The sequence below is a fragment of the Streptomyces bluensis genome (assembly GCF_014650715.1).
Classification (GTDB): domain Bacteria; phylum Actinomycetota; class Actinomycetes; order Streptomycetales; family Streptomycetaceae; genus Streptomyces; species Streptomyces bluensis.
Genome location: NZ_BMVM01000007.1, coordinates 179615 through 191399 on the forward strand (window position 1 = coordinate 179615; position 11785 = coordinate 191399).

The 11785-nt window shown below is 73.4% G+C and carries 11 protein-coding genes; 5 read left to right on the top strand and 6 right to left on the bottom strand.

Going from position 1 to position 11785, the window contains the following annotated elements; genetic code table 11:
- Nucleotides 1-38: 38 nt before the first annotated feature.
- On the bottom strand, nucleotides 39-473 hold the full coding sequence (locus IE262_RS19445) for a hypothetical protein (RefSeq protein WP_134027982.1): 435 nt from the start codon (nucleotides 471-473) through the stop codon (nucleotides 39-41).
- Nucleotides 474-557: 84 nt separating this feature from the next.
- Here IE262_RS19445 and IE262_RS19450 point away from each other — a divergent pair, with 84 nt between their 5' ends.
- Together IE262_RS19450 and IE262_RS19455 are read left to right on the top strand one after the other, a co-directional pair.
- Nucleotides 558-1331, top strand: coding sequence for an MBL fold metallo-hydrolase (locus IE262_RS19450; protein ID WP_134028968.1), 774 nt, complete (start codon nucleotides 558-560; stop codon nucleotides 1329-1331).
- A gap of 49 nt (nucleotides 1332-1380) precedes the next feature.
- Complete coding sequence (locus tag IE262_RS19455; RefSeq protein ID WP_189875164.1) at nucleotides 1381-2007, top strand: DedA family protein; 627 nt, start codon at nucleotides 1381-1383, stop codon at nucleotides 2005-2007.
- A gap of 35 nt (nucleotides 2008-2042) precedes the next feature.
- Here the strand turns inward: IE262_RS19455 and IE262_RS19460 are convergent, their stop codons facing one another.
- From IE262_RS19460 to IE262_RS19475, 4 genes are all read right to left on the bottom strand, one after another.
- The gene (locus IE262_RS19460; RefSeq protein WP_189875166.1) at nucleotides 2043-3119 is read right to left on the bottom strand and encodes an MBL fold metallo-hydrolase; all 1077 of its coding nucleotides are present in this window, start codon (nucleotides 3117-3119) and stop codon (nucleotides 2043-2045) included.
- 27 nt (nucleotides 3120-3146) lie between these two features.
- Nucleotides 3147-4370 carry an aminotransferase class I/II-fold pyridoxal phosphate-dependent enzyme gene (locus IE262_RS19465; RefSeq protein WP_189875168.1) on the bottom strand — a complete coding sequence of 408 codons (1224 nt, stop codon included), beginning with the start codon at nucleotides 4368-4370 and terminating at the stop codon, nucleotides 3147-3149.
- Nucleotides 4371-4515: 145 nt separating this feature from the next.
- Nucleotides 4516-5742, bottom strand: a complete 1227-nt coding sequence (locus IE262_RS19470; protein WP_189875170.1) for a hypothetical protein — start codon at nucleotides 5740-5742, stop codon at nucleotides 4516-4518.
- Nucleotides 5743-5968: 226 nt separating this feature from the next.
- Nucleotides 5969-6685 (bottom strand): ANTAR domain-containing response regulator, encoded by a 717-nt coding sequence (locus tag IE262_RS19475; RefSeq protein ID WP_189875172.1) that lies wholly within the window; start codon nucleotides 6683-6685, stop codon nucleotides 5969-5971.
- Nucleotides 6686-6796: 111 nt separating this feature from the next.
- Here IE262_RS19475 and IE262_RS19480 point away from each other — a divergent pair, with 111 nt between their 5' ends.
- Complete coding sequence (locus IE262_RS19480) at nucleotides 6797-7906, top strand: PAS domain-containing protein (RefSeq protein ID WP_189875173.1); 1110 nt, start codon at nucleotides 6797-6799, stop codon at nucleotides 7904-7906.
- 31 nt (nucleotides 7907-7937) lie between these two features.
- On the opposite strand, the gene IE262_RS19485 is transcribed toward IE262_RS19480, so the two are convergent.
- Complete coding sequence (locus tag IE262_RS19485; RefSeq protein ID WP_134027995.1) at nucleotides 7938-8732, bottom strand: RNA polymerase sigma factor SigF; 795 nt, start codon at nucleotides 8730-8732, stop codon at nucleotides 7938-7940.
- 305 nt (nucleotides 8733-9037) lie between these two features.
- Here IE262_RS19485 and IE262_RS19490 point away from each other — a divergent pair, with 305 nt between their 5' ends.
- The gene (locus IE262_RS19490; protein WP_189875175.1) at nucleotides 9038-10834 is read left to right on the top strand and encodes a thiamine pyrophosphate-requiring protein; all 1797 of its coding nucleotides are present in this window, start codon (nucleotides 9038-9040) and stop codon (nucleotides 10832-10834) included.
- A gap of 307 nt (nucleotides 10835-11141) precedes the next feature.
- Nucleotides 11142-11561 (top strand): tannase/feruloyl esterase family alpha/beta hydrolase, encoded by a 420-nt coding sequence (locus IE262_RS19495; protein ID WP_189875178.1) that lies wholly within the window; start codon nucleotides 11142-11144, stop codon nucleotides 11559-11561.
- The last annotated feature ends 224 nt before the right edge of the window (nucleotides 11562-11785 follow it).

Consider the following 11785-nt stretch of genomic DNA (forward strand, 5'->3'; position numbering starts at 1 on the left):
CGCCCGCCTGTGCGGGACACACGGGACCCGCGCGGGCGTCAGCGGCCGTCGTAGCCCGCCGTCGGCATGGAGAGGCGGCGGTGCACCCGGGCCTTCATCTGGGCGTCGTACAGGGGCTCGGCGCGGCCGACCGTCTCGACCCGCACGCCCCGGCGCGCGCACTCCGCGGTGAACGCGTCGACGTCGGTCAGGGCCCGCTCCAGGACCCGGCGGCTGGGGGCGACGAACAGGTCGACGAGACCGGCCTCGACGTCGGACCACAGGGCGCAGTGATCGGGGCGCAGTCCGCGTACGAGGAGTTCACGCGTGATCACGTATCCGCGCTCGGCGGCCCAGCGGGCGCACATGGCGTGCTGGCTGCGGGAGTCCACCAGGAAGGGGTCGGCTTCCAGTTCCTCCAACGGCGTCAGGCCGGCGATGGCCGCGACCCGGACGACCGGCGTCCGGCCCAAGGCACGCCTCATGTCTCCCATGGAGTCCCCCTCACCTCCGGGTTTCGCCGCAGACCCTACTCCTGCCCGTAGGCTCTGGGGAGTCGCGCGAAGGAGGGAATGGGAGTGCCGGTGGAGATCACTTGGTGGGGTCATGCCACCTGCACGGTCGAGGACTCGGGTACGCGGGTGCTCACGGATCCGCTGTTCGCGCGCCGGCTCGCGCACCTGCGCAGACGCCGCGGCGCGCCGCCCCCGGCGGAGGCCGCGGTGGCGGATGTGGCGCTGGTGTCGCACCTGCACGCCGACCATCTGCACGTGCCCTCGCTCGCGCGCCTCGCGCCGGGTACCCGGCTGCTGGTGCCGAGGGGCGCACCGCGCCAGGTACCGGGGCTGCGCAGGCTCGCCCACCTCCGGCTCACCGAGGTGGCGCCCGGCGACGAGACCCGCGTCGGCGACCTGGTCCTGCGCACGGTGACCGCGCGGCACGACGGGCGGCGGCTGCCGCTCGGGCCGCACCGGTCGCCTGCCGTGGGCTTTGTGATCGAGGGGGCCGCGCGGACGTACTTCGCCGGGGACACCGGACTGTTCGAGTCGATGGCGCGGGAGGTCGGCCCCGTCGACGTGGCGCTGCTGCCGGTCGGCGGCTGGGGACCGTACCTCGGTCCGGGGCATCTGGACGCGGGGCGCGCGGCGCAGGCGCTCGCGCGGCTCATGCCGCGCAGTGCGGTGCCCGTGCACTACGGCACGTACTGGCCGATCGGTCTGGACGCCGTGCGCCCCCATGAATTCCACTCCCCCGGCGACGAGTTCGTGCGCCTCGCCGCCGTCCACGCCCCCGAGGTGACCGTGCACCGCCTGGGACACGGAGAGCGCGTCCGGCCGGAGGCGGCACGGTGAGGCGAGGCCGGCCCACCGCGGTGCGGTCGGTGACTCCGGAGGTCCGCCCATGACGCTTCTGGCCGCGGCGGGTTCGGCCGTCACCACCGGGTCCACACAGCAGGCGATCGGTTACCCGACGCTCTTCGTGCTGGTGTTGGTCGGGGCGCTGGTGCCGGTGGTGCCGACGGGGGCGCTGGTGAGTTCGGCGGCGGTGGTGGCCTTCCACCAGACGGTGCCCTTCGCGCTGCTGCTGGTGTTCGTGACGGCGTCGTGCGCCGCGTTCCTCGGGGACATCGCGCTGTACTGGCTGGGCCGGCGCGGGATGCGCTCCAGGAACGGTTCGCGCTGGCTGGAGGCGATCCGCCGACGCGCGCCCGAGGACCGGCTCGCCCAGGCCCAGGAGAAGCTCGACGACCACGGTGTGACCGTCCTGGTCCTGTCCCGGCTCGTGCCGGCGGGCCGCGTCCCGGTGATGCTGGCCTGTCTGCTGGCCGAGTTGCCGCTGGGCCGCTTCGCCCGCGGCGACCTCCCCGCCTGCCTCGCCTGGGCCGTCACGTACCAGCTCATCGGCATCCTCGGAGGTTCCCTCTTCGCCGAGCCGTGGCAGGGCGTGGTGGCGGCGGTGGCGCTGACACTGCTGATCAGCGCCGCACCGAGCGTGTGGCGCAGGATGCGCCGGGCCGCCTCCCACTGAGCCGTTGACCGCTACCCCTTACCGGGCAAGGGGGTTCAGTCCAGTACTCGCGAGGCGCCCACCGGCAGGTCCCACAGTTTCTCGCGGGCCAGTCCCGCCCGTTCCCAGGCCGCCCGCACCCGGACCAGCGGTTCCAGGACCGGCTCGGCCGAGAGGACGAACGTGCCCCAGTGCATCGGGGCCATCCGGTGGGCACCCAGGTCCTGGAAGGCCCGCACGGCTTCCTCCGGGTCGCAGTGGACGTCGCTGAGCCACCACCGGGGGTCGTACGCGCCGATCGGCAGCAGCGCGAGGCCGATGCCCGGGTAGCGGCGGCCGATCCGGGAGAACCAGTGGCCGTACCCCGTGTCGCCCGCGAAGTAGACCCTGCGTCCGTCGGTGTCGGTCAGCACCCAGCCGCCCCACAGCGAGCGGCAGGTGTCGGTGAGGGTGCGCTTGGACCAGTGGTGGGCCGGCACGAAGTCGAAGCGAACGCCGCCGAGTTCGGCCGCCTCCCACCAGTCCAGCTCCGTGACGCGGGCGAACCGGCGGCGCAGGAACCAGCCCCCGAGTCCGGCCGGCACGAAGACCGGTGTGTCGCGCGGCAGCCGGCGCAGCGTGGGCGCGTCCAGGTGGTCGTAATGGTTGTGGCTGATGACGACCGCGTCGACGCGAGGCAGGGCGTTCCAGGCGACTCCCACGGGGGTGATCCGGTTCGGGGTGCCGAGGATGCGGCGCGACCAGACAGGGTCGGTGAGGACGGTGAGACCACCGATCCGGATCACCCAACTGGCGTGTCCCGCCCAGGAGACGGCCACGGTGCGGGCGTTCACCCGGGGCAGCGGCTGGGGATCGTACGGCAGGAGCGGGATGTCGGCGAGGCCGTCGGGCCCGGGCCGCACGGCACCCTCCCGGGCGAACCGCGCGAGGGCCCGCAGCCCCGGCAGCGGCGTGGTCAGCCGGTCGGCGAAGGAGACCGGCCAGATCCGCTTCTCCCCCAGGGGGCGGGGCTCGGCGAGCGGATACGGCTCGCCCGTACGCATGCCCGTGCCTGTGTTCGTGCCCGTGTTCGTGCCCGTGCCCGTGGGCGTGATCGCGGTCGTGGTGGTGGTCGACTCGGGCTGCTGCGTCATCGAGGAGGCTCCCATCGCTGAGCGTCGTCACCGAGATCGGAGACCGTCGAGGGCCGATCCGAACAAGGTCAACGCGCGAACCACGTGCGGCAATTCGAGGGGCTCCGGGGACGCGAGGGACGCCGCCCGCTCCTCGGCCGTGGCACCGAGCAGCGCACTCGTCGACAGCCGGACCCTCAGCGCCTCAAGATCGTCCCCGAAGCGGTGCCCGCCGGGTGCGGGCATACCGAGGCGGGTGGTGAGGAAGTCCTCCAGTTCCTGTGCGTCCCCGACGCCGTGCGTGGTGAGCGCGGACCGCAGCGGGCCAAGGTCCGCGTACAGGTGCCGGCCGGCCCGGGGCGGCAGGGCGAGCGCCCCGGCGCTGGTGACGGCGTGGTGCGCGGCGGCGGCCACGCGCGCGTGCAGGCGTACGGCGGCGGTGAGGCGGGCGGTGACCTCGGCGGGCTCGCCCAGCGCGTACGCGGCGGCCGCGGCGACCGGCGTGGCGATACGGGCGCCGAGCGCGGTGAGCACGTCGAGCACGTGGGCCCGCAGCCCGGCACCGGCGTCGGTGTCCGGGAAGCGGGCGACGGCGGCGGGCCAGCCGAGCGGCAGGAAGGCGCCGCCGAGGTCGGTCACCACGGTGACCCGGTCGGGCAGCATCTCGGCGGGGCTGAGCAGCACGGTGTCGTGCGGCTCGTGCACGGTGTCGCGCCAGGACTCGTCGCTGACCAGGTGCAGGCCCTCGGCCGCGGCGGCCTCGACGGTTTCGTGCACCAGTTCGGGCGGGGCGACGGTGGCGGTGGGGTCGTCGGCGACGCACAGGACGAGCAGGCGCGGATCGCCTCCTTCGTCGCGGATCCGGCGGAGGGTCTCCAGCAGGGCGTACGGGTCCGGGACGCCGCCGCACTCGGCCGGTGTCGCCACGTGGAAGGCGGATCTTCCCAGAGCGCGGGTCTCGGGCGCCCACCAGGCGGCGCACGGCCGTGGGACCAGGACGTCGCCGCCGAACACCGCCGTCAGCGCGAGCAGCAGGGCGGGGGCGCCGGGAGCGGCGGCCACCCTTTCCCGCGCGGTCGGCAGGCCGCGCCGCGCCCAGTAACCGCAGGCGGCGTCGAGGAGGGCGGGGCCGCCGCCGGTGGGTTCGGCGTCGGGGCGGTCCGCGGCGGCGGAGAGACGGGCCGCGAGGCCGGGCAGGACGGGGAGTCCCTGGTCGGGGAGGGGCGGGCCGTAGCGGACGGGTCCGTGTCCCTCCGGTTCCGTCCGCCGCATCGGTGCCTCCGCAGTCAGTGGTGCCTGGGCTCGGTCTGCGGGGTGGGCTCGGTCTGCGGGTGCCCTGCCCCTCCCGTCCGGATTGGCGAGTACCCCCGGTCCCGCGCCGCCATGGGTGTCCGTGCGGGTCGGACCGGTCGCGGGCTCAACGGTGCTTGGAGGTGCCCCGGCGGAGCAGGATGCGCTGAACGGCGGCGCCGATCGCGCCCGCGATGAGGAGGCCGCCGGCGATCATGGCCGGGACGGAGTCGGTGAAGGCACCGCCGTCGCCCGCCTGCACCCCGTGCCGCATCCCGTCCGGGTCGAAGGAGGGTGCCCGGCTGTGGTCGCCGTCGGACTCCTTGCCGTGCTGGTCACCGCCGAGCGCCGCGGTGAAGGTCGCACTCCACTGTTTGCCCTGCCCGCCGGGCGCCGCCGGGCACGTGCCGTCGACGCTCCACTCGGACGACTTGCCCGCCCCGTCCGCGCCCCTCTCGAAGTTCCCGGCCGGGGCGATACGGGCGGTGCCGCGGTAGACGAGCCCGGCGGAGGCGCCGGGGCCCGCGGCGGGGGCCGGGACGGTTGCGGGGGCTGTCGCTGGGGCGGGGGCCGTTGCCGGGGCGGGGGCCGTTGCGGGGGCGGGGGCCGTTGCGGGGGCGGGGACGCGGGCTGCCGCGCCCACGAAGCCCGCCCTCGGGACGCGCGCCGCCGCGGGAGCCACGGCTGCCTCGGGGGCCGGGACCGCCGCGGAGCTGGGATCCGTCGCGGGCCTGGGAACCGCCGCTTGCCTGGGGGCGGCCGCGGGGCTGGGAACCGCCGTGGAACTGGGGGCCTTCGGCGGGTCGAGGCTTGTCCCTGGGCCCTGGACTCTCCCGGAACCGGGACCCACCGGGTCCCGTCCCGTGCCGGAATCGGGAACTGCTCCGGGTGCGTCCTCTCCCGAAGGCCCGTAACTCGACGCGGGGTCACCCCCCGCGCCGGGGTCCTGCTCCGCTGCCGGGTCATTGCCCGAAGCCGGATCACGACCCGTTCCGGGATCGTTGCCCGAGGCCGGATCACGGCCCGTCCCGGGTTCGCGACCTGTCCCGGAATCACGACCTGTCCCCGGTTCGCGACCGGCCCCGGGCTCGCGGCCCGAGCCGGGGTCGTCTCCGCCGGACACTCGCTGCAGTTTGACGGTGCCCTGCTCGAAGGCCTGGGAGCCGGCGTCGATGGTGTCGGGCGAGGCGCCGCCGGTCGGCTCACAGGTGACGGACACCGTGACCGTTCCGCCGGGGGCGACCGTGCGCGGGCCGACCTCCGCCGAGGGGTCCCCGGCCGCGACCGGGGCGGCGGCGCCCAGGACGGTGCCGACCAGGGTGGCGGCGGACAGGACACAGGCTCTGCGGCGCATGGGCGGGGCTCCTTCGGGCCGGCTGTGACGGGCTACGGGGCACGACCGCCGCGCCCCGCCCGTCCATCACAGCCCGTCGGCCGCCGCACCGCTCGCGGCCGGGCCCCATTAGCGGGACGCCGGACCGCCGAGCGGGTGACCGGAGCGCCGCACGCTCCCCGAACCCGGATCCGGAACCCGGAAGCCGGAAGCTGGAACCCGGAACCCGGCCAGGGCGTAACAAGCCCTAGTCGGACAGCGACACCAGTTCCTTCTCCAAGCCCCGCCCCCGCTTGTCCACCACGGCGCCCGCGACGTCCGTGAGCTTGCGGTTGGTGCCCTGGGAGATACGGCGGAGGACTCCGAACGCGTCGTCGGCATCGCAGCCCAGGACGTGCATGACGATGCCGCACGCCTGGTCCACGACGGGCCGGGAGCGCAGTGCGGCACCCAGCTGACCGAGCTCGGTGAGCGCGGCACGGTACGAGCGGTCGCCCACGAGACAGGTCGCCGCGAGTTCTCCGAGCGCACGCGCCGGACCGCGCGAGGCGTCCCCCAGGACGCCGGGCCGGAAGCTGTAGAGGCTGAGAGCCACCGTCAGCACCGGACGCCGGAACGGGATGGTGACGCTGGACCGTACGCCCGACTCGAGCGCCACGGCCCGGTACTCCGGCCAGCGCTCCTCGCGCAGCAGGTCCGCCGAGTCGACGGGCTCGCCACGTTCCAGCGCCGCGGGGATGGGCCCGTCGCCCGAGCGGAACTGCACCGAGACCAGTGCGGCGAGGTCGGGGTGGGTGACAGCGGCCGGCGGATCCGTGTCGCCCTCGGACACCAGACTGCTCGCGCCGCAGCACTCACGGGTGCAGCGGACCGCCTGTTCGGCGAGCTCGGACAGCCTCCTTCCCGGCAGGGCGGATTCGGGTGACTCCACTCGCATGTGACCGGTGTGTTCGGTCTCCGGCATGCCTCAGGCCTCCTCTCTTCCCGCGCGTTCCCGCTCGCCAGTGGAGAAAACGGTGTTCACCCGTTCCGCCGCCCCATCCCCCGCGGGGGCCGGACACGTTACGTTCGACGCATGACGCAGACGGACGAATTCGGTGAGCAGCTCGCGGACTTCGTGCGTCGCGTCGCGGAGCTCAAGGCAGCCCGGTCGGTGCCGAACGACAACCTGCCGACGGTACTCGACGCCGCGATCTTCGAACTCGACCATGTGGCCGACCAGTTGTGGCCGTGGTACGAACGGCTCGCCACATCCGGCCCGCCCGCCGCCGCCTCCGCGGACCGGCAGGAGCTCCAGTTGCTGAAGACGGTCTACCAACGGCTGCCGCTGCCGGTCGCGTTGGTGGACCGCGAGACCGTGGTGCGCCGGCTGAACTTCGCGGCGACCACCTTCACCGGAGTGCGGGCGGGCTACGCCACCGGCCGGCCGCTGACCGGATTTCTCGCCCACGCGGACCGGGCGGCGTTTCGCACGCAGTCCGCGGCGGTGGCGCGCGGCGAGGGCGACCGCAGTCTCACCGTCCATCTCCAGCAGCGTCCCGCGGTGCCGGTGCGCGCGACGCTGACCGCGCTGCGCCCCAGCAACGAGCCGCGCACCGGCGTCCTCGTCGTGCTCCAGCCCGCGGACACCCGCGTCCCCGCCATCGGCAGTCCCGTACGCCCGCTGCCGAACCTGTCCGAGACGACCCGGCACGCGACGTTGCTGGAGCTGCTGGACATGATGACCACGGCCCTGCTCACCGCACCCGCCGACGAGGTGCTCGACCGGGCGGCGCGGGTGTTGCACGGACGGTTCGCGGACTGGGTGGTGGCCGACTCGGGGGCCGCCCGGCTCTCCCGTACGACGGTCCTCGGCCCCTCGGAGGAGGAGGCGGCGACCGTGGCCGCGCAGGATCCCGCCGGCTGCCCCCTCGTGGTCGAGGCGGCACGGGGCGGCGCCACGTCCCTCCAGGTGCGGCCCGAGGACCCGGGCGCCTTCGGCCACGACGCCTCGGGCGCCCCGGTCCTCGTCCGGGCCGACGTCACCTCACTCCTGTGCCTGCCGCTGACCGCCCCGGACGGCCCGGTCCGCGGTGTCCTCACCCTGTTCCGCTCGGGCGCCCGCCTGGCCTTCTCGATGGCGGAGGCGCAGGCTATGGACATGATGGCCCGGCACATCGCGCTGGCGATGGGCGCGCCGCGATAGGGCGCGGGGCTGGGGCCCGGGCGGTGACCGCTCACGCGGCGTCCCGCATGACCTGCTCCCTCAGCCGAGTGCAGCACCGGCTGATCAGCCGGGACACATGCATCTGGGAGATCCCCATCTGCTCGGCGATACGGCTCTGGGTCATGTCGTTGAAGAACCGCATGTACAGAATGGCCCGCTCCCGCTCCGGCAGTGCCCGCAGACGGGGCTTGACCGCCTCGCGGTCGACCACGGTGTCGAGCGCCGGATCCGGCGACCCGAGCGCGTCGCTCAGCGAGTAGCCGTCCTCGGCTCCGGGCAGCTCCGCGTCCAGGGAGAGCGCGGTGAAGCTCTCCAGCGCCTCCAGGCCGACCCGGACGTCCTCCTCGCTCATACGGGCGTGCTCGGCGATCTCGGCGACGGTGGGCCGCCGGCCTGAGATGGTCTGTGACAGGTCCTGAGAGGCGAACCGCACACGATTGCGCAGGTCCTGGACGCGACGCGGCACGTGCAGGGTCCACATGTGGTCGCGGAAGTGCCGCTTGATCTCACCGGTGACGGTGGGGACGGCATAGCTCTCGAAGGCGTTGCCGCGTTCGGGGTCGTACCGGTCGACGGCCTTGACCAGGCCGAGGGCCGCGACCTGACGCAGGTCCTCGTAGCTCTCGCCACGGCTGCGGAACCGTCCCGCGAGCCGTTCGGCCATGGGCAGCCACGCCTCGACGATCTCCTCACGGAGCGTGGCGCGCCGCTCCCCCGGGGGGAGCGTGGCGAGCTCGCGGAACGCCTCAGCGGTGTCCGGGGCGTCGTCGTGGGGGTGGTGCTTCGCGCTTGCCTGAGTTCGCATGGTGCGTCGCAACTCCCTTGAAGGTGCCGGGGCCAGGCGTCGCAGGGCAGACGCCAACGTGATGCCGGGCCCCTCGGATGGACGGTCACCGTGGGAGCGCGCCCCTGGTGGACCGGACACACCCGTGGCAAGGGTTCGCCGCTCCCACGGACGTGCCTCCTGTCCGAAGCACTGTGAGTCCGCCTGCCCGGGAGCCCGCGGGGCAAACACCCGGCACGCACCAGCGGACGGGCGCCAGGTTTTCCGCAGGGCGCCGTGGTGACTCGGAAGATGCCGTTTCCGCGCTCTTCCCCACGGGAGGTCCCATGAGCACCAAGGTCGCCGACCACGTCCTGCAGAGGCTGCGCGAGTGGGGTGTGACGGACATCTTCAGTTATCCCGGCGACGGCATCAACGGCCTGCTCGCCGCGTGGGGACGGGCCGAGAACCAGCCGAGGTTCGTACAGTCGCGGCACGAGGAGATGGCCGCGTTCCAGGCGGTCGGTTACGCGAAGTTCAGCGGCCGTCTCGGAGTGTGCGCGGCCACGTCGGGGCCGGGCGCGATCCACCTGCTCAACGGCCTGTACGACGCCAAGCTGGACCATGTGCCGGTGCTGGCGATCGTGGGCCAGACGGATCGTACGGCGATGGGGGGCTCGTACCAGCAGGAGGTGGACCTGCACACGCTGTTCAAGGACGTCGCGTCGGACTTCGTGGAGACGGTGACGGTGCCGGAACAGCTGCCGAACGTGCTGGACCGGGCGATCCGCACCGCGTACGCGCGCCGCGCCCCCACCGCAGTGATCATCCCCGGTGACGTACAGGAGCTCGACTACGCCGCCCCCACCCACGAGTTCAAGATGGTCCCCTCCAGCCTGGACCGCAGTGCGTGGACCGCGGTCCCCTCGCAGGAGTCGCTGGAGCGGGCCGCCGAGGTCCTCAACGCCGGTGACAAGGTGGCCATTCTGATCGGCCAGGGCGCCCGCGGGGCCCGCGCCGAGGTGGAGCGGATCGCCGGGCTGCTGGGCGCGGGCGTCGCGAAGGCGCTGCTCGGCAAGGACGCGCTGAGCGACGAACTGCCGTATGTGACGGGCGCGATCGGGCTGCTGGGCACCCGCCCCTCGTACGAGTTGATGCGCGACTGCGACACGCTGCTGACCATCGGCTCGTCGTTCCCGTACTCCCAGTTCCTGCCGGACTACGGCAAGGCGCGGGCGGTACAGATCGACATCGACCCGCACATGGTGGGCATGCGCTATCCGTACGAGGTGAACCTGGTCGGCGACGCGCGGGCCACCTTGCAGCGCCTGATCCCGCTGCTGAACGAGGACCGGGGCCGCGAGTGGTACGACACGGTGTGCGCGAACGTCGCCCGCTGGCGCGAGGTGATGGGGCGGCGCGCGGAGCTGTCGGCCGATCCGATCAACCCGGAGTACGTGGCCCATGTGCTGGACCCGCTGCTGCCCGGCAACGCGATCATCACCTCGGACTCCGGTTCGGCGGCGAACTGGTACGCGCGGCACCTCACGATGCGCGGCGGCATGCGGGGGTCCCTGTCGGGCACGCTGGCGACGATGGGCTGCGGGGTGCCGTACGCGATCGGCGCGAAGTTCGCGCATCCGGAGCGTCCGGCGATCGCGCTGGTCGGGGACGGCGCGATGCAGATGAACGGCATGGCGGAGCTGATCACGGCGGCCAAGTACCAGGACCGCTGGGAGGACCCGCGGCTGGTGGTGGGCATCTTGAACAACCACGACCTGAACCAGGTGACGTGGGAGATGCGGGCGATGGAGGGCTCGCCGTCCTTCCTGCCCTCACAGGAGATCCCGGACGTCCAGTACGCCGCCTTCGCCCGCTCCCTGGGCCTGACCGGTATCCGTGTGGAGAAGCCCGGGGACGTCGAGGCCGGCTGGCGGGCGGGCCTGGACGCGGACGGCCCCGCGGTGATCGAGTTCCTGACGGACCCGGCCGTCCCGCCGGTCCCGCCGCACGCGACCTGGGAGCAGATGGAGTCCACGGCCGCGGCCATACTCAAGGGTGACGCGGACCGGGGCGGGATGGTGCGGCAGGGTTTCAAGGCGAAGGTGCAGGAGTTCCTGCCGGGGCACGAGAAGAAGCAGTAGTGCCGCTGTTGAATGGCACTGAATGGTTCAGTAGCGCAGTGAACTGTTCAGTGCCCCGCCTGTCGGCGGGTCTGTCCGCTCGCTGGTGTGATCGTGGGAAGGCATCAGTCGCGGCCGTGGATCGCGTCGGATGAACCGGGTGGCTCATCGAGCCGAGCCGGGGCCGGAGCTGGTCGAGGGTCGACCGCGAGTGCCGGACCGGCAGTGACCCGCGCACCGGAAAGCAGGTCTATCCGGGCTGGCCGGTCGGCAGTGAGGCGCCAGTGGTGAACGCGGCGGGCGAGGTGCTGTCCGGCTGGAGCGGCTAATGGGGCACCGCAGCACCGGCGCGCGCGAACTTCTGGCGGTACTGGATCTGCGCCGCTTCCGAGACGGCGGCGGGAAGCTGCTGATGTACGCGGGCTGGGCCGCCCCGGTCGTCTCCGCCTACGACACGATCGACTACTACCGTCAGATGGTCCGCGCCACCGCGCCCGGCCCGAAGAAGAACAGGGAGGACTTCGCCCGGCTGTTCATGGCGCCCGGCATGACCCACTGCGGCGGCGGGCCCGGACCCAAGCGGTTCGACACGCTGGCCCCGGTCGTCCGCTGGGTCGAGCGGGGCACCGCGCCGACCGAGATCACCGCGACCAAGTACGTCAACGACGACCCCGCCCAGGGCGTGGCGCTGATCCGGAACCTGCGTCCGTACCCGACCGGTACCAGTCCCGCTGCTCTGCCGCGCTGAACTCCCAGCAGGCCCGTTCCGCCTCGGCCGGATGATCGGTTGGCCATGTGGGGGAGGAACCCGCCGACAGTGCGTAGCTCGTCGGCAAGCGGATGCTCGGCCAGGGCCGAGACGAGGGCGACCAGTCATACCTGCTGTTGCCGGTCGTCCCATGAGCCTCCCGCACCTGCGCTCTTTTCCCTCGTCCGACAGCCGCTACCCGACCAGCGCGCGGCCCACGGCCG